The 26,131-nt window shown below is 70.4% G+C and carries 20 protein-coding genes; 11 read left to right on the top strand and 9 right to left on the bottom strand.

The annotated features are described in order from the left end of the window. Nucleotides 1-148 precede the first annotated feature (148 nt). The 10 genes from uvrA to B0B15_RS08845 all read left to right on the top strand — a co-directional run bounded on the left by uvrA (nucleotide 149) and on the right by B0B15_RS08845 (nucleotide 11,735). Complete coding sequence (gene uvrA / locus B0B15_RS08800; RefSeq protein WP_076675334.1) at nucleotides 149-3,115, top strand: excinuclease ABC subunit UvrA; 2,967 nt, start codon at nucleotides 149-151, stop codon at nucleotides 3,113-3,115. A gap of 3 nt (nucleotides 3,116-3,118) precedes the next feature. Further along, nucleotides 3,119-5,068, top strand: a complete 1,950-nt coding sequence (gene uvrC / locus B0B15_RS08805; RefSeq protein ID WP_256334263.1) for an excinuclease ABC subunit UvrC — start codon at nucleotides 3,119-3,121, stop codon at nucleotides 5,066-5,068. Between the two features lie 28 nt (nucleotides 5,069-5,096). Continuing rightward, complete coding sequence (gene rapZ / locus B0B15_RS08810) at nucleotides 5,097-5,975, top strand: RNase adapter RapZ (RefSeq protein WP_076675337.1); 879 nt, start codon at nucleotides 5,097-5,099, stop codon at nucleotides 5,973-5,975. A gap of 39 nt (nucleotides 5,976-6,014) precedes the next feature. Continuing rightward, a complete protein-coding gene (gene whiA / locus B0B15_RS08815; RefSeq protein ID WP_076675338.1) occupies nucleotides 6,015-6,992 on the top strand; it encodes a DNA-binding protein WhiA in 978 nt (325 codons plus the stop codon). Nucleotides 6,993-7,274: 282 nt separating this feature from the next. Next, nucleotides 7,275-7,901, top strand: a complete 627-nt coding sequence (locus tag B0B15_RS08820) for a superoxide dismutase (RefSeq protein ID WP_076675340.1) — start codon at nucleotides 7,275-7,277, stop codon at nucleotides 7,899-7,901. 101 nt (nucleotides 7,902-8,002) lie between these two features. Beyond that, nucleotides 8,003-9,013 (top strand): type I glyceraldehyde-3-phosphate dehydrogenase, encoded by a 1,011-nt coding sequence (gene gap / locus B0B15_RS08825; protein ID WP_076675342.1) that lies wholly within the window; start codon nucleotides 8,003-8,005, stop codon nucleotides 9,011-9,013. 6 nt (nucleotides 9,014-9,019) lie between these two features. Continuing rightward, nucleotides 9,020-10,237 carry a phosphoglycerate kinase gene (gene pgk, locus B0B15_RS08830; RefSeq protein WP_076675344.1) on the top strand — a complete coding sequence of 406 codons (1,218 nt, stop codon included), beginning with the start codon at nucleotides 9,020-9,022 and terminating at the stop codon, nucleotides 10,235-10,237. Then, nucleotides 10,225-11,016 (top strand): triose-phosphate isomerase, encoded by a 792-nt coding sequence (tpiA, locus tag B0B15_RS08835; RefSeq protein ID WP_076675346.1) that lies wholly within the window; start codon nucleotides 10,225-10,227, stop codon nucleotides 11,014-11,016. Before pgk ends, tpiA begins: the two co-directional genes overlap by 13 nt. Before the next feature lie 115 nt (nucleotides 11,017-11,131). Continuing rightward, nucleotides 11,132-11,380, top strand: a complete 249-nt coding sequence (secG, locus tag B0B15_RS08840; RefSeq protein WP_056232190.1) for a preprotein translocase subunit SecG — start codon at nucleotides 11,132-11,134, stop codon at nucleotides 11,378-11,380. A 1-nt stretch (nucleotide 11,381) separates the two neighbouring features. Then, nucleotides 11,382-11,735, top strand: a complete 354-nt coding sequence (locus tag B0B15_RS08845; protein ID WP_055955187.1) for an RNA polymerase-binding protein RbpA — start codon at nucleotides 11,382-11,384, stop codon at nucleotides 11,733-11,735. 133 nt (nucleotides 11,736-11,868) lie between these two features. On the opposite strand, the gene B0B15_RS08850 is transcribed toward B0B15_RS08845, so the two are convergent. Genes B0B15_RS08850 through B0B15_RS08870 form a run of 5 tightly spaced genes read right to left on the bottom strand, consistent with a single transcriptional unit; the run spans nucleotide 11,869 to nucleotide 18,334 of the window. Continuing rightward, nucleotides 11,869-12,618: a hypothetical protein gene (locus tag B0B15_RS08850; protein WP_076675347.1), complete on the bottom strand. Its 750-nt coding sequence runs from the start codon at nucleotides 12,616-12,618 to the stop codon at nucleotides 11,869-11,871. A 7-nt stretch (nucleotides 12,619-12,625) separates the two neighbouring features. Next, entirely contained in the window at nucleotides 12,626-14,089 is a 1,464-nt protein-coding gene (locus B0B15_RS08855) for a polysaccharide deacetylase family protein (protein ID WP_076675349.1), read from the bottom strand. A gap of 44 nt (nucleotides 14,090-14,133) precedes the next feature. Next, nucleotides 14,134-15,942, bottom strand: a complete 1,809-nt coding sequence (glmS, locus tag B0B15_RS08860) for a glutamine--fructose-6-phosphate transaminase (isomerizing) (RefSeq protein WP_076675351.1) — start codon at nucleotides 15,940-15,942, stop codon at nucleotides 14,134-14,136. Continuing rightward, entirely contained in the window at nucleotides 15,942-17,006 is a 1,065-nt protein-coding gene (locus B0B15_RS08865; RefSeq protein ID WP_256334265.1) for an NAD-dependent epimerase/dehydratase family protein, read from the bottom strand. Before B0B15_RS08865 ends, glmS begins: the two co-directional genes overlap by 1 nt. Beyond that, a complete protein-coding gene (locus tag B0B15_RS08870) occupies nucleotides 17,003-18,334 on the bottom strand; it encodes a nucleotide sugar dehydrogenase (RefSeq protein WP_083708962.1) in 1,332 nt (443 codons plus the stop codon). The genes B0B15_RS08865 and B0B15_RS08870 overlap by 4 nt, the downstream gene beginning before the upstream one ends. A gap of 366 nt (nucleotides 18,335-18,700) precedes the next feature. Between B0B15_RS08870 and B0B15_RS08875 the strand changes: the two genes are divergently transcribed. Continuing rightward, nucleotides 18,701-20,014 carry a glycosyltransferase family 2 protein gene (locus tag B0B15_RS08875; protein WP_076675352.1) on the top strand — a complete coding sequence of 438 codons (1,314 nt, stop codon included), beginning with the start codon at nucleotides 18,701-18,703 and terminating at the stop codon, nucleotides 20,012-20,014. A 64-nt stretch (nucleotides 20,015-20,078) separates the two neighbouring features. On the opposite strand, the gene B0B15_RS08880 is transcribed toward B0B15_RS08875, so the two are convergent. The 4 genes from B0B15_RS08880 to zwf form a co-directional block, all read right to left on the bottom strand. After that, nucleotides 20,079-22,637 carry a LuxR C-terminal-related transcriptional regulator gene (locus tag B0B15_RS08880; RefSeq protein WP_076675354.1) on the bottom strand — a complete coding sequence of 853 codons (2,559 nt, stop codon included), beginning with the start codon at nucleotides 22,635-22,637 and terminating at the stop codon, nucleotides 20,079-20,081. A 211-nt stretch (nucleotides 22,638-22,848) separates the two neighbouring features. After that, the gene (gene pgl / locus B0B15_RS08885) at nucleotides 22,849-23,640 is read right to left on the bottom strand and encodes a 6-phosphogluconolactonase (protein ID WP_076675355.1); all 792 of its coding nucleotides are present in this window, start codon (nucleotides 23,638-23,640) and stop codon (nucleotides 22,849-22,851) included. Next, entirely contained in the window at nucleotides 23,637-24,584 is a 948-nt protein-coding gene (locus tag B0B15_RS08890; protein ID WP_076675357.1) for a glucose-6-phosphate dehydrogenase assembly protein OpcA, read from the bottom strand. The genes pgl and B0B15_RS08890 overlap by 4 nt, the downstream gene beginning before the upstream one ends. Then, entirely contained in the window at nucleotides 24,581-26,131 is a 1,551-nt protein-coding gene (gene zwf, locus B0B15_RS08895) for a glucose-6-phosphate dehydrogenase (protein WP_076675358.1), read from the bottom strand. Before zwf ends, B0B15_RS08890 begins: the two co-directional genes overlap by 4 nt.

Here is a 26,131-nt window from a genome sequence, read left to right on the forward strand (position 1 = left end):
GTCGGCGGGGATCGGCCACGGCACCGCCCCGGCGCGACGCACGCGCGAGGGGCCGCAGCCGCGTCGCGCGGGGCGTGGAAGCTTCGCACATCCGTGCGCTCGGGGCGAACCCGGGGCCGATGTCGGAGGGTCGACCTAGACTTAACAGGTGCCGATCGTTCCTGTCTCTTCGCCCTCGTCGTCCGCGAATTCCGCCACCAGCGGCAAGCTCAGCGTCCGGGGTGCCCGCGTCCACAACCTCAAGGACGTCGACCTCGACATCCCCCGCGATTCGCTGGTGGTCTTCACGGGTCTCTCGGGTTCGGGCAAGTCGAGCCTGGCCTTCGACACGATCTTCGCGGAGGGGCAGCGTCGCTACGTCGAGTCCCTGAGCGCGTACGCCCGCCAGTTCCTCGGGCAGGTCGACCGGCCCGACGTCGATTTCATCGAGGGGCTCAGCCCCGCGGTGTCGATCGACCAGAAGTCGACCAACCGCAACCCCCGCTCGACCGTCGGCACGATCACCGAGATCCACGACTACATGCGCCTGTTGTGGGCGCGCATCGGCGTGCCCCACTGCCCCGACTGCGGCGCGCGCATCCAGCGCCAGACGGTGCAGCAGATCGCCGACCAGCTCATGGAACTGCCCGAGCGCACCCGGTATCAGATCGTCGCCCCCGTGGTCACGCAGAAGAAGGGCGAGTTCGTCGATCTCTTCAAAGAGCTCAGCGCGAAGGGGTACGCGCGTGCGGTCGTCGATGGCGACCTCGTGCAGCTGTCCGAGCCGCCGACGCTGAAGAAGAGCTACAAGCACGACATCGCCGTCGTCGTCGACCGGCTCGTGGCATCCGGAGACATCCTCAGCCGCGTCACCGATTCGGTGGAGACGGCCATGGGGCTGGCCGGTGGCATCATGCAGGTCAACTACGTCGACGAAGAGGGCGACGACGCGTGGCAGTCGTTCTCCGAGAAGCTCGCGTGCCCCAACGGGCACCCCCTGCAACTCACCGAGATCGAGCCGCGGACGTTCTCGTTCAACGCGCCCTTCGGGGCCTGCCCGGTCTGTTCGGGTCTGGGCACCCGCATGTCCGTGGACGTCGACCTCATGCTCGGCGACGAGGAGCTCTCGATCCGCGACGGGGCGATCCTGCCGTGGACCACGCAGGGCAAGGGCCTCTTCCAGTACTACGAGCGTCTGCTCGAGGGGCTGGCGCGCGACCTGAAGTTCTCGCTCGACACCCCCTGGAAAGACCTGTCGAAGGACGTGCAGCAGGCCGTTCTGCGCGGTGAGAACTACAAGGTCACGGTCAAGTGGAAGAACCGCTACGGCCGCGAGATGCGTTACTCGTCGGGCTTCGAGGGCGTCGTGCCCTACATCGAGCGGCAGTATCTGCAGGCCGAGTCCGACACCCAGCGTCAGCGCTGGGCGGAGTACCTCCGCGAGGTCCCGTGCGCGGTCTGCGACGGCGACCGCCTCAAGCCCGAGGTGCTGGCCGTGCTCGTCGACGACACGTCCATCGCGGCGGCGTCGCGCATGAGCCTGTCCGACGCGCGCGAGTTCTTCTCGAAGCTGACGCTCACCGACCGAGAGGCGACCATCGCCGCGGCCGTGCTGCGCGAGATCCGTGCACGCCTCGACTTCCTGCTGCAGGTGGGTCTGAACTACCTGAGCCTCGGTCGCGCGGCGGGAACGCTGTCCGGTGGCGAGGCGCAGCGCATCCGCCTGGCCACCCAGATCGGGTCGGGCCTGACGGGCGTGCTCTACGTGCTCGACGAGCCGTCGATCGGCCTCCACCAGCGCGACAACCGCCGCCTCATCCAGACGCTCGAAACCCTGCGCGACCTCGGCAACACCCTCATCGTCGTCGAGCACGACGAAGAGACGATCCACGCGGCCGACTGGGTGGTCGACATCGGACCCCGCGCCGGCGTCGACGGCGGCAACGTCGTGCACTCCGGCCCCCTCGCCGAACTGCTCACCGACGAGCGCTCCCTCACCGGCGCCTACCTCTCGGGACGTCGGGCGATCGAAGCGCCGAAGAAGCGCCGCAAGATCGACAAGAAGCGTCAGGTCACGGTCGTCGGAGCGCGCGAGAACAACCTCAAGAACGTCTCGGTCGACTTCCCGCTCGGCGTGCTCACCTCGGTCACCGGCGTGAGCGGTTCGGGCAAGTCGACGCTGGTGAACGGCATCCTGTACGAGGTGCTCGCCTCGAAGCTCAACGGGGCGCGCCGCGTTCCGGGGAAGCACACCCGTGTGACGGGTCTCGACAACCTCGACAAGGTCGTGCACGTCGACCAGGCGCCCATCGGCCGCACCCCGCGCTCGAACCCGGCGACCTACACGGGTGTGTTCGACCGCATCCGCACGCTCTTCAGCGAGACCCCCGAGGCGAAGGTGCGCGGCTACCAGGCCGGCCGCTTCAGCTTCAACGTCAAGGGCGGCCGCTGCGAGGCGTGCTCCGGTGACGGCACGCTCAAGATCGAGATGAACTTCCTCCCCGACGTCTACGTCGATTGCGAGGTGTGCCACGGCAAGCGCTACAACCGCGACACGCTGTCGGTGCACTACAAGGGCAAGAACATCGCAGAGGTGCTCGAGATGCCGATCTCGGAGGCCGCGGAATTCTTCGAGCCCATCCAGGCCATCCACCGTTACCTCAAGACGCTGGTCGACGTCGGTCTCGGCTACGTCCGGCTCGGCCAGTCGGCGACGACGCTTTCGGGTGGCGAGGCGCAGCGCGTCAAGCTCGCCACCGAGCTTCAGCGTCGCAGCAACGGCCGGTCGATCTACGTGCTCGACGAGCCCACGACGGGTCTGCACTTCGAAGACGTCTCCCTGCTGCTGAAGGTCCTGAACGGTCTGGTCGACAAGGGCAACACCGTCATCGTCATCGAGCACAACCTCGACGTGATCAAGAGCAGCGACTGGGTCATCGACCTCGGTCCCGAGGGCGGTGCCGGCGGCGGCACGATCGTCGCGACGGGAACGCCCGAACAGGTGGCCAAGGTCGAGGAGAGCCACACCGGCGCCTTCCTGGCGGAACTGCTCGAGACCGGACGCACGGGCACGCCGCGCAACACCGCGTCGGACGCGGACAGCGCCGAGCGGGAGCTCGTGAGCGCGGCGGGCTGAGCGGTGGCATCCGCGTCCCGAGAACGGGTGTCGCAGCTGCCGTACCGCCCGAAGGCGGGGGAGATCCCCACCAATCCGGGGGTCTACCGGTTCCGGGATGCCGACGGACGGGTGCTGTACGTCGGCAAGGCGAAGAACCTGCGCGCGCGACTGTCGAACTACTTCGCGCCGCTGTATTCGCTGCACGAGCGCACCCGCCGTATGGTCACCACCGCGGCCAGCGTGGAGTGGACGGTCGTGCCGAGCGACGTCGACTCCCTGCAGCTCGAGTACATGTGGATCAAGGAGTTCGATCCGCCTTTCAACGTCCGCTATCGCGACGACAAGTCGTACCCGTTCATGGCCATCACCCTCGCTGATGAGGCGCCGCGCGTCATCGTCACCCGCAACCACAAGATCCGCGGGGCGAAGTATTTCGGGCCATACCCGAAGGTGTGGGCGGTGCACGACACGATCGACCTGATGATCAAGGTCTTCCCGATCCGCACCTGCAGCGACTCGTCGTACAAGAAGGCGATGGCCTCCGGCCGACCCTGCTTCCCGGGGCAGATCGGTCGCTGCGGCGGACCGTGCTCGATGAAGGTGACGGTCGAGGAGCACCGGGCCGTCGTGAACGACTTCATCGCGTTCATGTCGGGCGGCGACCAGCGCTTCACGCGCGAGCTGACGGCGCGCATGAAGGAGGCGTCGGCGGCGATGGACTACGAGTCCGCCGCCCACTACCGCGACCGTCTGCAGGCGATCGACGCGGTGCTCGGCAAGAGCGCGCTCGTCCTGGCCTCGGACACGGATGCCGACCTCTTCGGCATCGCGGAGGACGAACTGGCCGCCACCGTGCAGCACTTCGTCGTGCGCGGCGGGCGCGTGCGCGGAGTGCGAGCGACGACGATCGAGAAGGAGATCGACATCTCCGGCGCCGAGCTCGTCGATCAGGTGCTGCAGCGCACATACGGCGACGCCGATGCGTCCGACATCCCCCGGCAGGTGCTGGTCCCCGAGCTGCCCGACGACGCCGAACAGCTGGAGGCGTGGCTGCGCGAGCGTCGCGGGCGTCCGGTGACCCTGCAGGTCGCGCAGCGCGGGCGCAAGGCCGACCTGCTGAAGACCGCCACCCTCAACGCGCAGCAGGCGCTCATGCTGCACAAGACCCGACGCACGAGCGACTACGTCGCGCGGTCGCAGGCCCTCACCGACCTGCAAGAGGCGCTCGGGATGAGCGAGGCGCCGCTGCGCATCGAGTGCTTCGACATCTCGCACCTCGCGGGCACCAACGTCGTGGCATCCATGGTCGTGTTCGAAGACGGACTCCCGCGCAAGGATCAGTACCGCTCCTTCGGCGTGGCCGAGACGACCGACGACACCGACTCGATGTACCAGGTGCTCACGCGCCGCCTCGCCTACCTCGATCGGCCCGACGAGATCGAGCCGGAGACGGTGAACGGCGCGATCGTCGCCGACCCCGCGTCGGCCGAGGCCACGAGCGACGGCGACGTCGTCACCGCGCGCAAGCGCCCGCGCTTCGCGTACCGCCCGCAGCTGCTGGTGGTCGACGGCGGGCAGCCGCAGGTGGCGGCCGCGGCGCGGGCGCTCGCGGACGCGGGGCACGAGGAGATCGCCCTGTGCGGCATCGCCAAGCGCCTCGAGGAGGTCTGGCTGCCGGGCGAGGAGTACCCGGTGATCCTGCCGCGCACCTCGGAGGCGCTCTACCTGCTGCAACGACTGCGCGACGAGGCCCATCGCTTCGCCATCGTGCACCAACGCAAGCGCCGCAAGCGCGACATCGGCAGCGTGCTCTCGGAGGTGCCCGGTCTCGGCGACGCGCGCATCAAGGCCCTGTTGCGCCATTTCGGCTCCGTCTCGGCGCTGAAGAACGCGACGCCCGACGAGATGACGGTGCTCCCCGGGATCGGGCCGACCCTGGCCGAGGCCATCCACACGCATCTGTCTCGGTAGGCTGAACGGGATGACGGGAGGCGATCGCATGGAACCGGCACGAGATGAGCCCGGTGAGGTGCTGATCGTCACGGGCATGTCCGGCGCGGGGCGCTCGACGGTGGCGAACGCCCTCGAAGACCTCGACTGGTACGTGGTCGACAATCTGCCGCCGCGCATGCTGCGGCCCCTGCTCGAGTTGACCGAGCTCGCCGGCGGGGCCGTCCCGCGTGTGGCGGTCGTCGTCGACGTGCGCGGACGCTCGCTGTTCGGCGACCTCCCCGAGGCGATGCGCACCCTGCAGGCGGGCCGACAGGTGCGCGTGGTCTTCCTCGACGCCTCCGACGCGGTGCTCGTCCGCCGCTTCGAGGCGGTGCGGCGACCGCACCCCCTCCAGGGCGACGGCACGATCCTCGACGGCATCCGTCGGGAACGGGAGCGTCTGGCCCCGGTGCGCGAGGCGGCCGACGTCGTCATCGACACGTCGAGTTTCAACGTGCACCAGCTGTCGCTGCGCACGGTCGCCCTGTTCGGCGAAGAAGGGGCGGCCCGGCACACGGTCACCCTCATGAGCTTCGGATTCAAGTACGGGCTGCCGCCCGACGTCGACTCGGTCGCCGACATGCGCTTCCTGCCCAACCCGTTCTGGAACGAGGAGCTGCGTCCGCTGACGGGCGAGGATCCCCGCGTGCGGGAATACGTGCTCGGCCAGGAAGGCGCGTCGGGGTTCCTCGACGCGTATTCGGCCGCTCTGCGGCCCGTTCTCGAGGGCTATCAGCGTGAGAACAAGCGGCATTCCGTGGTCGCCGTGGGGTGCACGGGGGGTAAGCATAGGTCGGTGGTGATGGCGCGCGAGCTCGCTGCACGTCTTGCCGATGTTCCGGGGGTGGCCGTCCGCGTGGCTCACCGCGACCTCGGTCGCGAGTAGGCTGTAACGTCGTCCCCGCCGCCCCACCCGAGGAGAATCGTGCCCCTGACCGCCGACGTGAAGGCCGAGCTCATCACCGTCCGCGACCCGCGCCCGACCGCGCGCGTCGCCGAGCTCACGGCCCTCCTGCGCTTCTCCGGTGGTCTGCACTCCATCGCCAACCGCGTCGCCGTCGAGGCCGAGCTGGACTCCGACATCCTCGCCCGCCGCGTCGCCCGCGACCTCATGGAGCTGTACGGCGTACGTCCCGAGCTGCACCACGTCCAGGGCAGCGGGGGGCGCACCGGCGGCCACTTCGCCGTGCGCGTGATCGAAGCGGGCGAGACCCTCGCCCGGCAGACCGGATTGCTCGACCAGCGTCGTCGTCCCGTGCGCGGACTGCCCAACAAGCTGACCACCGGCTCGCGTCCCGACCTCAGTGCCATCTGGCGCGGGGCCTTCCTCGCGAGCGGCACGCTGAGCGACCCGGGTCGGTCGGCCGCGCTCGAGATCTCCTGCCCCTCGTCGGAGGCCGCGATGGCGCTCGTCGGCGCGGGCCACCGCATCGGCATCCCCGCGAAGGCCCGCGAGGTGCGCGGTGTACCGCGCGTCGTCGTGCGCGACGGCGAGGCGATCCGCGGCGCCCTGTACGAGATGGGGGCGCGCCGCACCGCGGGGGAGTGGGACCAGATGCGCCAGCGCCGCGAGGTGCGCGCCGGGGTGAACCGTCTCGTCAACTTCGATGATGCGAACCTTCGCCGTTCGGCGCAGGCCGCGGTCGCCGCGTGCGCGCGCGTGGAGCGCGCCCTCGAAATCCTCGGCGACGAGGTCCCCGACCACCTGCAGCAGGCGGGCGAGCTGCGCCTGGCCCACCGCGATGCGAGCCTCGATGAGCTCGGCCACCACGCCGACCCGCCGCTGACGAAGGACGCTGTGGCCGGTCGCATCCGTCGCCTGCTCGCCATGGCCGACAAGAAGGCCGAGGCCGAGGGCATCTCCGGGACCGAGGCCGCGGTCCCCGTCGGCGCCGACGACTGACGGGTTCTCTCCGGATGCCATGACCGACGGCATCCTGAACCGATCCGCGAGAGCGGTGCTCGCCCGCGCGCCGCGCCTCGACGCGCCGCTTCGCGGCGCCCTCGCCATTCCTCCCGGCTCTGCGACGCGCCCGGGGCGCTACCTCCCGTCATGCGGGGAAGCAACCCTGTGGGCCGCGCGTTACCTCTCAATAGGATGAAGACGTCACCCTCGCTGCGCGATCCCTCAGCTCGTCGTCCTGGCGGAGAGGTTTCGGCGGCGCCCGATTCGGAAGTAGAGAACATGGCGAAGTACACGCTGCCCGAACTGCCCTACGACTACTCGGCGCTGGAGCCGCACATCAGTGCGACGATCATGGAGCTGCACCACAGCAAGCACCACCAGACGTACGTCAACGGCGCCAACACGACCCTCGACCTCCTCGCCGAAGCGCGCGAGAAGGGCGATTTCGCCAACATCAACCGCCTGCAGAAGGACCTCGCGTTCAACCTCGGCGGTCACACCAACCACTCGATCTTCTGGACGAACCTTTCGCCCAACGGTGGCGACAAGCCCACCGGCGACCTCGAGTCGGCCATCGACGACCAGTTCGGCTCGTTCGACGCCTTCCGTGCGCAGTTCACCGCTGCCGCCCTCGGCGTGCAGGGCTCGGGCTGGGCCGGTCTGTTCTGGGACTCGATCGGGGAGAACCTCGTCATCCAGCAGTTCTTCGACCAGCAGGGCCAGATCGTCGCCGGCACCGTTCCGCTGCTGCTCCTCGACGTCTGGGAGCACGCGTACTACCTCGACTACAAGAACGTGCGCGCCGACTACGTGAAGGCGTTCTGGAACATCGCCAACTGGGCCGATGCGCAGGAGCGCTTCGCCGCCGCCCGCGAGAAGACCGCGGGTCTGCTGGTACTGTCGTAAACGGTGCGGCGTCCCGGTGGGACACTCACCGGGACGCCGTTGTCCGCCAGCGAAACCGCAATCACGCGCTCATCGCGCACAACTGATTCAGGAGATATTCCGTGACCGTCAAGATCGGAATCAACGGCTTCGGCCGTATCGGACGCAACTACCTCCGCGCGGCTCTCGCGCAGGGTGCCGACCTCGAAATCGTGGCGGTGAACGACCTCACCGACAACAAGACCCTCGCGCACCTGCTGAAGTACGACTCCGTGGGCGGCGTGCTGTCCGAGGACGTCTCGTACACCGAAGACTCCATCACCGTCGGCGACAAGACCATCAAGGTCTTCGAAGAGCGCGACCCCGCCAACCTCCCCTGGGGCGAGCTGGGCGTCGACATCGTCATCGAGTCGACCGGCCGCTTCACCAAGGCCGAGGACGCCAAGAAGCACGTCGCCGGCGGCGCCAAGAAGGTGCTCATCTCGGCTCCGGCCACGGGTGACGACGCCACCATCGTCATGGGTGTGAACGAAGAGACGTACAACCCCGAGACCGACGTCATCATCTCGAACGCGTCCTGCACCACGAACTGCCTCGCGCCCCTCGCCAAGGTGTTCAACGACGCCTTCGGTATCGAGCGCGGCTTCATGATGACCGCTCACGCGTACACCGCCGACCAGAACCTGCAGGACGGCCCGCACAGCGACTTGCGCCGTGCCCGCGGTGCGGCGATCAACATCGTCCCCGCCTCCACCGGTGCCGCCAAGGCCATCGGCCTGGTCCTGCCCGAGCTGAACGGCAAGCTCAGCGGCTCGTCGTACCGCGTTCCGGTTCCCACCGGCTCGATCGTCGACCTCACGATCGTCACCCCCACCGAGGGTCTGACCGTCGACCAGGTCAACGAGGTTTACAAGAAGGCCGCCGCCGAGGGGCGCCTCAACGGCATCCTGCAGTACACCGAGGACCCGATCGTCTCGAGCGACATCCAGGGCAACCCGCACTCCTCGATCTTCGACGCGGAGCTGACCAACGTCAGCGGCAACCTCGTCAAGGTGTCGTCGTGGTACGACAACGAGTGGGGCTACTCGAACCGCCTCGTCGACCTGACCGAGTACGTCGCCGAGCGCCTGTAATCCTTCATGGCTCTGCGCACCCTCGATTCGCTGGGGTCGCTGGCCGGCACGCGCGTCATCGTCCGTTGTGACCTGAACGTTCCTATCAAGGACGGCGTCATCACGGACGATGGCCGCGTGCGCGCCTCGCTGCCGACCCTCAACGCACTGATCAACGCCGGCGCGCGTGTGGTCGTGTGCTCGCACCTGGGCCGCCCCGACGGGGCGCCCGACCCGAAGTACTCGCTCGAGCCGGTCGCGCAGCGCCTGTCCGAGCTGCTCGGCCAGCCGGTCGCGTTCGCGCGCGACACGGTGGGCGAGTCGGCTCAGGATGCCGTGGCGTCGCTGGAGGACGGCGAGGTCGCGGTCATCGAGAACCTCCGCTTCAACGCGGGGGAGACCTCGAAGGACGAGTCCGAGCGTCAGGCCTTCGCACGCGAGCTCGCCGGTCTCGGCGACGCCCTCGTGTCCGATGGCTTCGGTGTCGTGCACCGCAAGCAGGCGAGCGTCTACGACCTCGCCCAGCTCGTGCCCTCGGCCGCGGGCCTTCTCATCCAGAAGGAGCTCGAGGTCCTCGACCGCCTCACCGAGAACCCCGAGCGTCCGTACACGGTCGTGCTCGGCGGATCGAAGGTGAGCGACAAGCTCGGTGTCATCGAGCACCTGCTCCCGCGCGTGGACAAGCTCCTCGTCGGAGGCGGCATGATGTTCACCTTCCTCGTCGCCGAGGGGCACAAGGTCGGTTCGAGCCTGCTCGAGCAGGACCAGATCGATACCGTGAAGGGCTACCTCGTCACGGCGAAGGAGCGCGGCGTCGAGATCGTCCTGCCGGTGGACGCGGTCGTGGCTGCGTCGTTCTCGGCGGACGCGGAGCACGTGGTCGCCGACGCCGACGCCCTCGAGGACACCTCTTTCGGTGCCTCCGGCCTCGGTCTCGACATCGGACCGCGCACGGCGGAGATCTTCGCCGACGCGATCCGCGGCTCGCGCACCGTCTTCTGGAACGGTCCCATGGGCGTGTTCGAGATGAAGGCGTTCGAGGCCGGCACCAGGACCGTCGCCCAGGCGCTCACCGAGGTCGACGGCCTCAGCGTCGTCGGCGGCGGCGACTCCGCGGCGGCCGTTCGTCAGCTCGGCTTCGCCGACGACCAGTTCGGCCACATCTCCACGGGTGGCGGAGCCAGCCTGGAGTTCCTCGAAGGCAAGAAGCTCCCCGGACTGGAGGTCCTCGGATGGCAACAGTGAACAGAACCCCCCTCATCGCGGGCAACTGGAAGATGAACCTCGACCACCTGCAGGCGGTCGCGTTCGTCCAGAAGCTGCACTGGACGTTGAAGGAGGCCAAGCACGAGAACGGCAGCGTCGAGGTCGCGGTCTTCCCGCCGTACACCGACCTGCGCACCGTGCAGACGCTCCTCGACGCCGACAAGATCGAGTTCGCCCTCGGCGGTCAGGACCTGTCCGCGCACGACTCCGGCGCCTACACCGGCGAGATCTCGGGTCAGTTCCTGGCGAAGCTCGACGCGAAATACGTGATCATCGGTCATTCCGAGCGTCGGCAGTTCCACCACGAGACCGACGAGGTCATCGCGGCGAAGACCCAGGCGGCGCTCCGCCACGGTCTCGTGCCGGTGATCTGCGTGGGTGAGACCTCGGACGACCTCGAGAAGTTCGGTGCGAGCGCCGTCCCGGTCGGACAGCTCGAGGTCGCCCTCGAAGGCGTGGCGGCGGATGCCGACATCGTCGTGGCGTACGAGCCGGTCTGGGCCATCGGCTCCGGCCAGGCGGCGACGCCCGACCAGGCCCAGGAGGTCTGCGCGAAGCTTCGTGCAGTCGTCGCCGACAAGCTCGGTGCCGACGCGGCCGCCCGCACCCGCGTGCTCTACGGCGGTTCGGTGAAGTCGGGCAACATCGCCGGCTTCATGCGCGAGCCCGACGTGGACGGTGCACTGGTGGGCGGCGCGAGCCTCGTCGTCGACGAGTTCGCGGCGATCATCCGCTTCCAGAAGCACGTCGGCGTCTGACGCCCCTTCCGGATGCCCGCGGCAGCGCGCCGCGGGCATCCGTGCGTTCCAGACGCGTCCCCGTATACTTGACGCTCGTGCGGTCGTCCCGGCCGCTCGCGAAAGGCTTTCGACAGTGCAGATTCTCGAGTTCGTCCTGCAGGTGCTGCTGGGCATCACCAGCCTCCTGCTGACCCTGCTCATCCTGCTTCACAAGGGTCGCGGCGGCGGTCTGTCCGACATGTTCGGCGGCGGCATGAGTTCCGCCCTCGGTTCGTCGGGCCTGGCCGAACGCAACCTCAACCGATTCACGATCGTGCTCGCGCTGGTGTGGTTCGTCACCATCGTCGGCCTCGGTCTGCTGACCAAATTCGCGGAGATCTGACATGGCCACTGGCGGCAATGCCATCCGTGGCTCGCGCGTCGGCGCGGGCCCCATGGGCGAACAGGACCACGGCTTCCACGCGGACCGCGTCGCGGTGTCGTACTGGGACGCCCTCGGCAACGAGACCGTCCGCTACTTCGCGGCGGGCATTCCCGACGACGAGATTCCCGAGACGATCGACTCGCCCCACTCGGGTCTGCCCGCGGGGCGCGACAAGGCCAACCCGCCGGCGCTGGCGAAGGCGGAGCCCTACAAGACGCACCTCGCCTACGTGAAGGAGCGTCGCAGCGACGAAGAGGCCGCGTCCCTGCTCGACGACGCCCTGCAGCAGCTGCGCGAGCGCCGCGGCCAGTAAGTCCCGCGCGGGAACTTCTGCGTTTGCGGCGTCCGGGGGCGGACGCGTTTCTCGCTCGGCGTCCCGGGGCGGACGTCTTTCGTGTTCGGCGGCTGGCCCGTGGGTACGACGCCTCTCCGTGCACGGCGTCCGCTCAGCGGACGGGGGAGTCCGTGACGATCACGGTCCACGGACCGGGCGGGACGTCGACGTCGTCGACGAACGCCCAGTCGACGCGGTCGCCGTCGCCGTCGAGCTCGGCGTAGCCGAGGCAGCCGTTGAGGGCGGGGGAGACGTCCAGCCCCGCGCCGTTGAAGCGCTCGTTGGCGGGGCGGCGATCGTCGGAACCGAAGACGTACGCGCTGTCGCGGTACTCCCCGGGGCCGGCATCCTGGATCTGTCCGTAACAGACGCGGTCGCCCTTGCGCAGGACCACCCAGCGGTTCTTCATCAGGCTCCGGCTCCGGTCGTCGACGATCGCGGCGTAGGGTGATCGGTCGGCCCAGGGGACGACCTGGCCGCGTGTCGCGAACCCCTCGTCGTCGTTGACGTCGTCGAAGGGCAGGTCGAGGTAGAACGGATTCTCGCGGGGGGTCATGCGGGTGGGGAAGTACCCGTTTTCGGCGGTGCGCTTCTCGGTGCGGCAGTCGTCGCCGTCGACGACGCCGTCGCACCCTCCGTACGATCCGAGCCAGTCGGAGTCGTACGTGGAGATGCGCTGGCTGCCGTCGGAGGCCTGGGGGTCGAACACCTCACCGACCCAGAAGGTCGTCGAGACGATGCCCGTGTGCCACGGGTAGCCGGTGTCGGGAAGCGGCGCGAGCGCGGGCGCACAGCCGGTCGCACCGACGACGGCGACCACCGCGAAGGCGATCGCCGTCGTCGCGCGCGAGCGCGGTGTCATCGCGGGGTCACCCCGTGACGTCGCTCTCGGTCGGCCGGAACACCTCGAGCGGACCCTGCGGCGTCTTCGGCGCCGACGTGTCGAGCGGGGCCGTGGCACTCATGACCGTGAGCGGCGGGGCGCTCGTGCTGTCGTAAAGACCGAGGTCGTCGGTTCGGAGCGTGCCGTTGCCGAAGATGGTCAACGCGAAGCTGATGCCGTTATAGCCCGACGGGATGGGAGCCGTCGTCCAGTCGGCCTCGGTCCAGGCGTCCGCCGCGGCGAACCACGGGCTCGACGTCCAGTACGACCACGCTCCGGTCGAGGAGCGCAGGTAGACGGCGAACTGCGTCGGCCCGCTGGCCCGGTACCACTCGCGCAGCGTGTACGACCGCCCCGGCGTCACCGTCGGAGAGCACTGCCCCAGGTCGAACTGCGGCAGGAGCTTGGCGTCGCCGTCGACGTAATCGGTCATCGTGATGCCACTGGCGATGTTGCCGGTGTGGGCGGGGGAGCCCGTGCTGAAGGTGGGAGTGTTCGTGCCGTAGCCCCCTCGCATCCAGCAGTCGGGGGCGCCCGTTTCCATGCTCGGGTTGACGATGCCGTTCGTCGAGCCCGTGGGCGCGGGCACGCCGGGGCCGTTGACGACGGGTTTGGTGGTCCCGCCGATCACGCTTCCGATGGTCTTGACGACCGTCCCCGCCGACTGACGGGTCTTCAGCCACGACAGGAACTGACTGAAGGTCGACGTCGTGACGGCGAGATCGCTGCAGGCGTCGTCGCAGACGTCGTGGAACGTGTACTGCACCCACCCGCCACCGTTCTTCTCGGCGTTCGTCACGCCCTGCTTCAGGTCGGCGAGGGTCCAGGTGGCGTCGACCTGGTCGAGGGCGGCCAGGGCGAACGGATCGGGCGGAGGCGTCTTCTCGGCGTAGGCGCAGTCGGGGCACCCGAAGCGGCTCCGGATGTCGCCGAGGAGGCGCCCGCTGTTGTATCCGCAGGTGGCGACGGCTTTCTCGACCTCGGGTGTGCTCGAGGCAAAGGGGTACGCGAAGCTTCGGACGGAGAAGCCCCACGAGGTGAGGTTCTTGCGGTCCTGGCAGATCTGCCGGGCCGCCTCGTCGACGCTGATCTGCGCAAGGTCGGGGTGATTGACGCTGTGCCCGCCGATCTCGTGACCCGCGTTCTTCAGCGTCGTGAGGTCGGCGCGCGTCATGTATCCGGCGGCGCCGATGTAGCCCGAGGGGACGTAGAAGGTCGCCTTCATCGCGTTCGCCTGCAGGGCGGGCAGCGCGTTGAGCTGGTCGGCGTTCGCGTCGTCGAAGGTGAGGCTGACCACGGTGCGGGTGGCCGCTTCGACCGGCGCGGGACTCAGGGCGACCGACGCACCCACCACAGCGAGGGCCGAGAGGACGGCGACGACGCGTCGCCCCCTCGCGCGCAGGGCCGCGGGCGGGCGTCGTCGTTCAGAACGGAGGTCTCGTCGGAGCATGGGAACTGCCTTTCGTGCGGGGCGAGGGGAACCGACCGCGTCGCTCACGACACCGTCACCGATTTGGCGAGATTGCGGGGCTTGTCGACATTGCGGTGCAGCCGCAGGGCGAGCTCGCGCGCGAACATCTGCAGGGGGATGACGCTCTCGAGCGGACCCCACGAGGGCCCGGTGCGGGGCAGGTGCAGGGGCACCCCGCCGACGTTCAGCACGCGTTCCCCGATCCGGATGACACGGCCCCCGCGCGCGGTCACCTCGGCGATGTCGACGTCGAGGCGCGGATCGCCGCTGTCGACCACGAACACCGGGGTGCCGGCACCCACCAGGGCGAGCGGGCCGTGCTTCAGTTCGCCGGCGGCGTGGGATTCCGCCCAGCGATACGACAACTCCTTGAGCTTCAAGGCGCCCTCCGCGGCGTAGACGAGACCCGTGCCGCGACCCAGGAAGAGGAAGCCCGACGCTCGCGCGTACTCGGCGGCGAGTTGGGCGCACGGGGCGCGCCAGGCGTCGAGCGCAGCGGAGAGCGCATCGGGGGTGGCGGCCAGGGCGCGCAGGTCGGCGTCCACGCCCGCTGAGTCGCCGCGGTCGGCGGACGCGAGTCCCGAGAGCGCCACGCACACCCCGGTCAGCACCTGGGCGACGAAGGTCTTGGTCGCCGCGACTCCCACCTCGGGTCCGGCGAGGCAGTCGATGACCGCGTCGGCGCGGCGGGCGAGGGTGGAGGAGGTGTTGTTCGTCAGGGCGAGCACCGCGCCGTGGCGCGCCGGAAGGGCGTCGAGGGCGCGCAGGACATCGGCGGTCTCGCCCGACTGACTCATCGCCACGACGAGGGTGCGCGGCTCCCAGATCTCATGCGCCGCCTCGCTCGCCACCAGCGTGCGCGTGGGCAGTCCGCCGAGGTGCGCGAACACCCCGGCCACGGCGCGGCCGGCGTGCAGCGAGGTCCCGCAGCCGAGGACGGCGACCCGGTCGACGCCGTCGAGCGACGGCAGCCCCAGACCGTGCCAGAGGCGCCCGTCGGCGATACCCGGTGCCAGGGCCTCGATCACTCTGCGGGCCACGGCGGGCTGCTCGTCGATCTCGTTGCCCATGTGATCCCGGTGCCGGCCGGTGCTGGCCAGAAGCGCCGTTCGGGGGACGGGCCACAGCCCGCGCGGTCGGCAGCTGCCTCCGGCGCGATGCCAGCGGGTGCCGGCGGCGTCGACCTCGACCACGTCGTCGTCTTCGAGCACGCGGAACTCGGCGACGTCGGGCGCGACCGCGCCGACGTCGCTGGCGAGGAATGTGCCGCCCGCGCCCTCGGCGTGGATGAGGGGCGACCCGTGCGCCGTCGCCGCGAGGGTGCCGCTGCGGGTGTCCAAGGCGACGACCGCCCACGAGCCCGAGAGCTGGGCGACCGCGTCGGCGAGCGCGTCGCCGAGCCCCACCCCGGGGCGCTGCGCCTGCTCGATGAGGTGGACGATCACCTCGCTGTCGACGCCGGTGGCGAAGCGGTGCCCGGCCGCGACGAGCTGCGATCGCAGGGCGTCGGCGTTGTCGACGATGCCGTTGTGCACGACGTAGAGGCGGCCGCTGCAGTCCTCGAGAGGGTGGGCGTTCGCCTCGCTCACTTCGCCGTGCGTCGCCCACCGGGTGTGCCCGATCGCCGCGGTGGTGGCATCCATCGCCTGCTCCCCGGTCACGACCGCGAGCGCCGCCACCCCGCTGAGGGTGCGCGCGTGCAGGGTCGTGCCGTCCGGCCGCCGGGCGGCGATCCCGGCGGAGTCGTAGCCGCGGTACTCGAGACGCTCAAGGGCGGATCGGGCGCGGGATGCTGCGCCGGCGAGGCCGTGGTAGGCGGTGATGCCGCACATCAGATCACGCCCCGGAAGGATCCGGCGCTCGCGAGGGGCATGGCATCCGACCCGAGACGCTCGCGCGAGAGCAGGTCGGCGGCCACGCGCATGATCGTCGTGGTCAGCGGCGTGGTGGGCTCGTAGCCGACGAGGTCGTGCGCCTTGGTGTTGTCGGGCACACGGCGACGCATGTCTTCGAAACCGGCGGCGTAGGCCTGCTCGTAGGGGACGAGTTCGATCTCGCTGCGGCTGTCGAGGGTGGCGATGATCTCGCGGGCCAGGTCGAGGATCGAGATCTCGCGCGCACCGCCGAGGTTGTAGGCCTGCCCGCGCGCGCGGGGGTCGCGTTCGATCCGCACCATCGCGGGGACGACGTCTTCGACGGCGGAGAAGCAGCGCGTCTGCAGGCCGTCGCCGAACACCGTGAGCGGATGGCCGCGCAGCGCCTGGCCGACGAGATTGGGCAGCACCATGCCGTATCGCCCCGTCTGTCGAGGGCCCACCGTGTTGAAGAGGCGGACGATGGCGACGTCCAGCCCTTCCTGATCGCAGTAGGCCTTCGCGAAAGCCTCGTCGATGCCCTTGGCGCCCGCGTAGGTCCAGCGCGAGAGCAGGGGGTCGCCGAGCACGCGGTCGGAGTCCTCACGCAGGCGGTCGGCGGTGTTCTTGCCGTACACCTCGCTCGTGGACACCAGCAGCACCGACGCCTTGTGCTCGATGGCCGCGGTCAGTACGTTCTCGGTGCCGTGGATGTTGATGCGCAGGCCCCGCAACGGCTGCTCGACGATGAGCTTCACGCCGACGGCGGCGGCGAGGTGGAACACGCGGTCGCACGAGCGCATGGCCTGGGCGACGGTCTTGCTGTTGAGGATCGACCCGTGGATCATCTCCAGCCGCGGGTTGTCGGCGACGCCGGCGAGGTTGCGCGCCGAGCCCGTGGACAGGTCGTCGAGGACGACGACCTCGTCGCCGGCGGCGAGGAGGTGCTCGACGAGGTGGCTGCCGACGAAGCCGGCGCCTCCCGTGACGAGCGTGCGCGTGCGGCCTCCCGCGGACGGCGGGAACACCGGGACCCCGCTCACAGCAGCACCCGCCCCGCGATGTCGGTGCTGCGGTAGGTGCCGTCGACCACGAGCGCGTCGCCGTCGAGCCACGCCAGGTCGCTGTCGTGGTGTCGGGTGTGCACGAGCACGACGTCGGGGTGGAAGGCGCCGGGATCGGCCAAAGAGTCGCGCTCGCGACCGGAGTCGAGGTGGATGTGCGGGGCGTGGGTGTCGACGTACTGCACCTCGGCGCCGACGTCGAGCAGGTGGTCGATGATCTCGAGGGCGGGCGATTCGCGCAGGTCCGCGACGTCGGGCTTGTAGGTCACCCCGACGACCAGGACGCGGGCCCCCAGTGTGCCCTTGCCGGCACGGCCGAGCACGTCGCGGATGCGTTCGACGACCCGGCGCGGGCGTGCAGCGATGCGCGTCATGGCTTCGGTGATGACACCGGCGTCGACGTGCAGGGCCTTGAGCTGCCACAGGAGGTAGTGCGGATCGCACGGGATGCAGTGCCCGCCCACGCCCGGGCCGGGGTAGAACGCCATGAACCCGTAGGGCTTCGTGCTCGCCGCCTCGATCACCTCCGTGACGGGCACGTCGAGGGCGCCGCAGATGTCGGCGAACTCGTTGGCGAGGGCGATGTTGACCGCGCGGAAGGTGTTCTCGAGCAGTTTCGTCATCTCCGCCGTCGCCAGGCTCGACACCCGGTGCACCCGGGCGGCGTAGCGCGAGAGCAACCGGGCTCCCTCCTCCTCGCAGCGGGGCGTGGCGCCGCCCACGACGCGCGGGACGACCTCCTGCGCGAAGCCGACGTTGCCGGGGTCGATGCGCTCGGCGCTGAAAGTGACGAAGACGTCGCGGCCGATCTCGAACCCCCGCTCGCGCAGCGGCTGCTCGACGAGGTCGTGCGTGCAGCCGACGTAGGTGGTGGAGGTCAGCATGACGAGCTGCCCCGGGCGGGCCGCGGCGACGACGGTGGCGCACGCGGCCCGCAGGGGAGCGAGGTCGGGGACCTGCTGGTGGTCCACCGGCGTGGGGACGCACACGACGATGGCGGCCGCCCGAGACAGCTCGGTCACGTCACCGGTCAGACGGAAGTCGCCCGGGCGCCGCAGCGCGGCATCCAGGCGCTGCCTGTCACTGTCGATCAGGTCGGCCCCGCGGGCGGCGATCGTCCGAAGACGGCGCGACGACACGTCGAGCGCCAGGACGCGCGAGCCGCTGGCGTGATACGCCAGTGCCGTCGGCAGTCCCACGTACCCCAGGCCCACGATCGCGACGTCGAAGTCGAACCGGGGCGGGACGGGGGCGGGCGAGGGCGGAGACACGGTGACCGCTTCGGCTCGCACATCGAGTGTGGACATCTTCATCCTCCAACGACGGGGTCCGAGGGGGCGATGGGGGGCCAGGCCCCCTCGGACGATTCGGGTGCTGCGGGGTGGGAGGCGGCCGATCGATCGGGTGTCGGCGCTGATCCGCGGCCCACGTTGCTGCGTCGCCGACATCGGGGTCAAGAGTCGCCGATCGATCGTGCGGGGTTCCGCCGCCCGCACCGCGATATGCGGGGAACCGCAAGGGCGAGTGCGGTCCGCACCGGGTGCGCCGAGCCCGTTCCGGCGTACCGTCGGGACCGATCCGCGACCCGGAAGCGGATCGAGGGATGCCGCTCGCCGGCGCCCGCGGCAGCTCCCGGGCCACCGTCCGGACCGTCGCCTCGGAGAGGGGAAGCCATGACCGTGGCGCTCATCATCATCGTCGCCGTCTGCACGGTCGGTGCCTCGACCCTGGTCTGGGGGACCGTCGCCGTGGTCCGTCTCGTGGTCGAGCGGAACCGCAAGCCGGGCCTTCTCACCCCCTCGATGTACTACCGGGGCGACGAGGTCGCCGTGCTGATCGCCGCGCACGACGAGGAGCTCGTGATCGCGGATGCGGTGCGGGCGGCCCGCCGACTCGTTCCTGCACGCAACGTCTTCGTCGTCTCCGACGGGTCGCGAGACGACACGGTCGCGCGCGCGCGTGCCGCGGGGGCGACCGCCTGGGACCTTTCGCCCAATCGCGGCAAGGCGGGGGCGATCCGCGCCGGACTGGAACGCTTCCGCATCGCGGACCGCTTCCCCCTGCTCCTCCTCCTCGACGCCGATTCGCGGCCCCGGCCCGACTACCTGCACACCGCGCTGCCCCTGTTCACCGACGACGGGGTCGTCGCCGTGGCCGGTCGCGCGACCACCTCGACCGACACGCCGAGCACCCGGATGGGACGCTTCCTGACCGCTTACCGCGAGCGCACGTATCTCTGCACGCAGTACCTGCACAAATTCGGTCAGGCGGCCGCGGGAGCGGATGCCGTCGCGATCGTGCCCGGGTTCGCGAGCCTCTATCGGACCGACGTCCTCGACCGCATCGACATCGATGCCCCGGGTCTGTCGATCGAGGACTTCAACATGACCTTCGAGGTGCACGCGAAGAGACTCGGACGCATCGCCTTCCACCCCGCGTGCGCGATCGCCGAGACCCAGGATCCCGCGGTGCTGCGGGACTACTCCGCCCAGGTGCGACGGTGGAGCCTCGGCTTCTGGCAGACGCTGCGTCGCCACGGGTTCCACCGCGGGCTCTTCTGGCTGTCGGTGGACGTGTTCGCGTTCGAGACCGTCGTATCGAGCCTCGTGCTCGTGGCGATCCTGCCCCTGCTGGTGCTTGCGGCCGTCGCGGCAGCGATGAGCGCGCTCGGCACCGGCGAGGAGGCCGCGATCGCGGGGGAGGTGGCGGCGCAGGTGCCGCTGGTGCCCCTTCTGATCGGATTCGTGTTCGTCGATCTGGTGATGAGCGTTTTCGCCTGTCTCGTGTCGCGCACGCGCCCACGGCCGGTGATGCTGCTGTATCCCCTCATGCGCGTGTGGGATGCCGTTCTCTGTCTGCGCGCGTTGAGCGCCGCGTGGGGGCGCCCCTCCGACGGGCGCTGGCGCAGCCCCGACCGACGCGCGGCCGCGCGCCCGACGTCGGCGCAGACCCGTCGCGGCCGGAGGGCGGCGGGGCTCGCGGCGTAGCGGGAGGTCGCGCGGGCCGTTGAGCTCAGGCGTGCGGGTGTCCGGACCGACGCCTCCGCCGCGGTCAGCCGACCGCGCCGCGCAACCGGCCGACGAGCTGCACGCGCGAGGTCACCCCGAGCTTGCGATAGATGCCCGTCAGCCGCAGCTCCACGGTGCGCAGCGAGACGAACAGCGCCGAAGCGATCTCGCGGTTGCGCAGCCCGCGCTCCACCAGCTCGACGATCTCCCGCTCGTGGGCGGTGAGCGCGCCCCTGCCCTCTCCCGTGCCCGTGGCCGGCATGAGGGGGCGCAGGGCGGACGCGGCGTCCCGGGGGAGACAGCGCTCGCGCGCGCGACGCAGGCGGGAGTGCTCGAGCGGGGCGTCGTCGCTGCGGAAGACGCCCTCCGCGACACGGAACGCCTCGAGACCGTCGCGGTCGGAGACGCACACGGCCCGCGACCGTGCGAGCGCGAGGATCGTCCACCGTCGGGGCGGCGCCGCCGCCGCATCGCTCTCGAAGCGCTCGAGCTCGCGGCGGGCTTCGGCGTGTCGCCCGGCGAGCCACAGCGCCTCCACGAGATCGGCCTGGGTGCGCATCATGGCCGGGTCGGCCCCGGAGGCCGCCGTCCGTGCCGCACACAGGAGGTCGACGGCCTCGGTGTATCGGCCGTCCGCGAGGAAGACGGATCCCTCGACGCCGTCGAACCACGGCAACAGCGCGGTCGCGCCTTCCCGCCGAGCGCGCTCCCGGCCCTGCCGGACGAGGTCCTCGGCGCCGACGGGTGGCGACTGCAGCGCAGCCGCGGCCGCCAGCACGAGGGTACTGGCGGCGTCGGAGCTGCGCCCGGGGATCCACTCGCGTCGCCAGGCCGTCACCGCCTCCTGCGCGGACTCCGGGTCGCCGGCACGCACGTCGATCGCGACCGACTGCCGCAGCAGGTGCTCCCTCCACATCGGTGCGATCCGCGGCGACCGATCGAGCTGCGCCCGCACGACGCGACGTGCGGCGGGGTACTCTTCGTGCAGCAGGTGGAGTCCCGCCCACAGCAGCGCCTGCTCGACGGGCGTCTCGTCGTCGGGGACGTCGATCGCACCCGTCTCGGCCCCACCGACCGCGTCGGGCGGAGCGCCGAGGGGGCGGCATCCTCGCATCTCATCCGCGATGCGCGCCAGCAGAGCCGTCTGCGTCGACGCGACCCCCCGCTCGATGGCCATCGCCACGCACGCGACAGCCGCGTCGACCTCTCCGCGGTGCAGGTGCAGCGCCGCGCTCTCGCACAGGAGCATCTCGGATGCCGCGGGGTCGGCGCCGATGCGTGGATCGGCGTGCGCCAGCACGCTGTCGTCCACGACGTGATCGGCGACCGCACCGGCGCGCAGCCGGGCGATGGCCGCCCGCAGCCGGGTGTCGGGGTCGGCGCTCACCCCCGCCCTGCGGAGGTAGTGCTGAGCGAGGAGGTCGTGACCGTCGAGCACCATGGCGTCGCCGAGCTCGACGAGGAGGTCGCAGCGCCGCGACTCGTCGATGTCGCCGGCCAGCGCGCGTTCGGCGAACTCCACCGCGGCGACGACCTCGTCCTCGCGCGTGAGCAGGACGGCGCCCTGCAGGAGGCGAGCCCGATCGGCGGCGGGGTCCAGGAAGCTCTCGTGCCACCGCCGCGTCGCCGGATAGTCGACCGCGTGGTCTTCCGCCGCCCGCGCGTGCAACGCGCGGCGCTGCTCCGGACGCAGGCGGGCGTGCCTCCTCAGCCGGTGGGCCGTGTCGGCGATGCGCGCGAGCTCGCCGTGCACGACGACGGTGCCGTCCTCCAGCAGGTCCTCGACGTCGACGCCGTCGGCGCGGGCCGTGTCGCGCAGCCTGTCCATGGCGTAGACGGGACCGACGGCGAGCAGGTCGAGAAGGGCCGACAGACGCGGATCGTGCTGGCGGTCGTTCCGCGGCCGTCGGTGCGAGGCCGGATCGACGACGCGCAGGGGCAGGGCCAGAGGATCTTCGCCGGTGACCTCGGCGGGTGTCAGTCGCAGGGCCGTCAGGATGCCGGGGTCGCCCGCCGTCAGCTCGGCGACCACGTGCAGCACGGCGCGCGCCGCGCCGGGGCCGAGCACGTGTCCGGCGAGCTCGACGGACTCCGCGAACGACAGACGGCGGATGCGGGTCTGCAGCAGTCCCGCGAAGTCATGCCGGCCCTCGAACGTGCCGATCGTCGCCATGACGCTCACCCCGGTACCGCGCAGCCGCGCGAAGACGTAGGACAGCACGTTGATGCTCGCACTGTCCATCTCGTCGAGGTCGTCGATCACGACCAGGCACGGGTCGGCGCGCAGCAGGTGCAGGGTGCGGCTCACCTCCTCGGCGATCAGATGCTCCGGCCAGTCACGTCCGCGTGCGATGACGGTGTCCACGGCCGCGCTGCGGACGTCGTCCAGCGCCGAAATCACCGCCGTGAGCCCCGAGAGCGGCCACATCCGCTCGTTCGGGCTCGCGGTGAGCAGGACGCCGCCGTGTCGCGCGGCGATCTCGCGCGCGAGCGTCGTCTTCCCCGACGCGATGTCTCCGACGAAGAGTCCTGCCGCACCGCTTCCGGAACCGATCAGGCTCGCCGCGACCTGCAGTTCTCGTTGACAACCGACGATTGGCATCCGAACGCTCCCTCTAGCGTGAGCCGAGGAGCGACGATCGCGATCGTCGCGCCGGCTCAGGATGCCCCCCTGCAGGAAGGGTAGGCCGCCGCGTCGGCGAAGACAAGAGCCGGACGATTTCTCGTCGAGAACCCGAAAGGGGCCCGGATGCCGCGCATCCGAGCCCCTCGCGCCGTCGATGTTCCCGTCGGATCCCCGCGCCGTCGGAGCGTCAGTACTCGCGATCGATGAGCTGCGGCGGCACCTGATCGGCGGCCACCTCGTCCACGAAGAACGCCGTGCGCCGACGGCCCTTGGCGCCGGCCGCGGGGACGCTCTGGTAGCTCGCCCCGGCGAGGGCGAGGCCGAGGGCGGCCGCCTTGTCGGCCCCGGCGATGACCATCCACACGCGCTTGGACGAGTTGATGACCGGGCGAGTCAGCGACACGCGGTCGCTCGGCGGCTTCGGCGAGTCCCGGACGGGCACGGTGGCGCGGTCGGTTACCGAGATCTCGGGACGGTCGGGGAAGAGCGAGGCGATGTGCGCGTCGGGGCCGACGCCGAGGAAGCAGATGTCGAACGACGGCCAGGGGCCGGTCTCGCTGCGGTCGGAGGGGGCGAACTGAGCGAGCTCGTCGGCGTAGGCGATCGCCGCGGCATCCAGGTCGAGACCGTCGTCGCTGGAGGCGACCGCGTGGATGTTCTCGGCCGGGATGTCGAGGTGGTCGAGGAAGGCCTCGCGCGCCTGCTTCTCGTTGCGGTCGTCGGAGTCGCGCGGCACGAACCGCTCGTCGCCGAACCAGAAGTGCACGAGCGACCAGTCCACGTCGGCGACGCGCGCATCGCGCGCCGCGGTGCGCAGGACCGCTCCGCCCATCGTCCCGCCGGTGAGGCAGACGTGCATGCGCTTGCCCTCGGTGACGCGCTTGACGATCCGGTTCATGAAGCGCGTCGCGACGTAATCGGCGAGGGCGTCGGCGTCGTGCTTGATGATGACGCGCTTGGCCGAGCCGTTGTCGGTCATGACGCGTCCTTCTCGCTCGCCGCGAGCAGCAGATCGTGGCCCTCGGTGATGACCCGCCCGTAGAGCAGGTCGGGGTCGAGGCGACGCAGCTCCTCCGCCAGGCACTCCCGCAGGGTGCGTCGGGGGAAGGCGAGGTCGTGCGTGGGCTGACCGGGCTGGGTCAGCACCGCGATGCCGGCCTCGGGGCGCTCAAGCAGCGTGTCGCCGCTCGGTCGCGTCAGACGCACCGACTTGATGCCGCTCGCCCACTCGTCGGCGGGCAGGTACGCGTAGTCGACGGGGGCCTCGAGCTTCATGCCGAGCCACGCCGCCAGCAGCGCGGTGGAGGGCGAGTCGGCGGCACCGCGCACCTCGATGGCGGTCACCGGCTCGAACGGCGGCTGATCCAGCACGGCGGCCAGCTGCTCGCGCCAGCGGGTCACGCGCGTCCAGGCGAAGTCGGTGTCGCCCGGGGCGTAGTGCTCACCGAGCTGCGCGACCCAGCCGGCGGGGTCGGCCTGCGACGAGGCGTCGGTGATACGGCGCTGGGCAATGCGGCCGATGGCCGAGCGCGACGGGTTCTCCGGCGCCTCGGCGGGCCACCAGGCCACGACCGGGGCGTCGGGCAGCAGCAGTCCCGTGACGAGGCTCTCGGCGTTCGAGGCCGCCGCGCCGTGGGCGCGCAGCACCACGACCTCGCTCGCGCCCGCGTCGCCGCCGACGCGGATCTGCGCGTCGAGACGGGGCTCCTCGTCCTCATCGCCGAACAGCACGGCGATGACGCGCATCGGGTGCTCGCGCGAGGCGTCGTTCGCGGCCTCGATGACCTCTTCTTCGGCGCCGTGGTGCGTGATGATGATGAGCGTGAGCACGCGTCCGAGGGCGACGGCGCCGCCCTCTTCGCGCACGCTCACGAGGCTCTTCGAGATCGCGCTGACGGTGGTGTCGGGCAGATCGATGATCACGGGCGCCTCCAGGTGCGGCCGTCGCGGGCGAGGAGCTCGTCGGCGGATGCCGGCCCCCACGACCCGGGCGAATACTGTTCGAGCGGACCGCCCTCTGCGGCCCAGAACTCCTCGATCGGGTCGAGGATCTTCCAGCTGAGTTCGACCTCTTCGTGCCGCGGGAACAGCGGCGGGTCGCCCAGCAGGACGTCGAGGATCAGGCGCTCGTACGCCTCGGGGCTGGCCTCGGTGAAGGCGTGGCCGTAACCGAAGTCCATCGTGACGTCGCGCACCTGCGTGCCGTCGCCGGGGACCTTGGAGCCGAAGCGGATCGTGACGCCCTCGTCGGGCTGCACACGGATGACGAGGGCGTTCTGTCCGAGCTCCTGCGTCTGGCTGCGGGAGAACAGCTGCTGCGGCGCCCGCTTGAACACCACCGCGACCTCGGTCACGCGGCGTCCGAGGCGCTTTCCGCTGCGCACGTAGAACGGCACGCCCGACCAGCGGCGCGTGTTGATCTCGAGCTTGATCGCCGCGTACGTCTCGGTGACGGACTCGGGGTTCATGCCGTCTTCCTCGAGGAAGCCGAGCACCTTCTCCCCGCCCTGCCATCCGCCGGCGTACTGGCCGCGCGCGGTGGCCTCGGCCAGGTTCTCGGGCAGCCGGACGGCGGCGAGCACCTTCTCCTTCTCGGCGCGGAGATCCGCGGCGTTGAAGCTGATGGGCTCCTCCATCGCTGTCAGCGCGAGCAGCTGCAGGAGGTGGTTCTGGATGACGTCGCGTGCGGCGCCGATGCCGTCGTAGTACCCGGCGCGACCGCCCACGCCGATGTCCTCGGCCATGGTGATCTGCACGTGGTCGACGTAGTTGCGGTTCCAGATCGGCTCGTACAGCTCGTTCGCGAAGCGCAGCGCGAGGATGTTCTGCACCGTCTCTTTGCCGAGGTAGTGGTCGATGCGGAAGATCGAGTCGGCCGGGAACGCGCTCTCGACGACCTCGTTCAGCTCGCGAGCCGAGGCCAGATCGTGCCCGAAGGGCTTCTCGATCACGACGCGGCGCCAGCCGGAGGTGTCCTCGGCCTTGTCGCCCACCAGGCCCGAGGCCTTCAGCTGGGTGGTGACCAGCGGGAACGCCTTCGGCGGGATCGACAGGTAGTAGGCGTGGTTGCCCATGGTGCCGCGCTCGGTGTCGAGCTTGTCGACGGTGTCGCGCAGCCGCGCGAACGCTTCGGGGTCGTCGAACTCGCCCTGCACGAAGCGGATGCCCTCGAGGAGCTCCTTCCACGTCTCCTCGCGGAATTCCGTGCGCGCGTACTTCTTGACGGACTCGTACACGACCTTCGCGAAGTCCTGGTCCTCCCAGTCGCGGCGGGCGAAGCCCACGAGCGCGAATCCGGGGGGAAGAAGCCCGCGGTTGGCGAGGTCGTAGACGGCCGGCATGAGCTTCTTGCGCGACAGGTCGCCCGTCACGCCGAAGATCACGAGCGCGCTGGGCCCCGCGATGCGGTTGAGTCGGCGATCCTCGGGATCGCGCAGAGGATTGTGACCCGGTGTGATCTCTACGACCAT

The sequence above is a fragment of the Microbacterium sp. RU1D genome, assembly GCF_900156435.1.
In the GTDB taxonomy this organism is placed as follows: Bacteria; Actinomycetota; Actinomycetes; order Actinomycetales; family Microbacteriaceae; genus Microbacterium.

Excerpts from the sequence above, each read along its gene's own strand:
- pgl (WP_076675355.1), bottom strand. The coding sequence starts at position 23,640 with ATGACCGACAACGGCTCGGCCAAGCGCGTCATCATCAAGCACGACGCC.
- B0B15_RS08870 (WP_083708962.1), bottom strand. The coding sequence starts at position 18,334 with ATGTCCACACTCGATGTGCGAGCCGAAGCGGTCACCGTGTCTCCGCCC.
- zwf (WP_076675358.1), bottom strand. The coding sequence starts at position 26,131 with ATGGTCGTAGAGATCACACCGGGTCACAATCCTCTGCGCGATCCCGAG.
- B0B15_RS08820 (WP_076675340.1), top strand. The coding sequence starts at position 7,275 with ATGGCGAAGTACACGCTGCCCGAACTGCCCTACGACTACTCGGCGCTG.
- glmS (WP_076675351.1), bottom strand. The coding sequence starts at position 15,942 with ATGTGCGGCATCACCGCCTACCACGGCCTCGCCGGCGCAGCATCCCGC.
- B0B15_RS08855 (WP_076675349.1), bottom strand. The coding sequence starts at position 14,089 with ATGCTCCGACGAGACCTCCGTTCTGAACGACGACGCCCGCCCGCGGCC.
- B0B15_RS08845 (WP_055955187.1), top strand. The coding sequence starts at position 11,382 with ATGGCCACTGGCGGCAATGCCATCCGTGGCTCGCGCGTCGGCGCGGGC.
- tpiA (WP_076675346.1), top strand. The coding sequence starts at position 10,225 with ATGGCAACAGTGAACAGAACCCCCCTCATCGCGGGCAACTGGAAGATG.
- B0B15_RS08850 (WP_076675347.1), bottom strand. The coding sequence starts at position 12,618 with ATGACACCGCGCTCGCGCGCGACGACGGCGATCGCCTTCGCGGTGGTC.
- B0B15_RS08880 (WP_076675354.1), bottom strand. The coding sequence starts at position 22,637 with ATGCCAATCGTCGGTTGTCAACGAGAACTGCAGGTCGCGGCGAGCCTG.
- rapZ (WP_076675337.1), top strand. The coding sequence starts at position 5,097 with ATGGAACCGGCACGAGATGAGCCCGGTGAGGTGCTGATCGTCACGGGC.
- pgk (WP_076675344.1), top strand. The coding sequence starts at position 9,020 with ATGGCTCTGCGCACCCTCGATTCGCTGGGGTCGCTGGCCGGCACGCGC.
- B0B15_RS08875 (WP_076675352.1), top strand. The coding sequence starts at position 18,701 with ATGACCGTGGCGCTCATCATCATCGTCGCCGTCTGCACGGTCGGTGCC.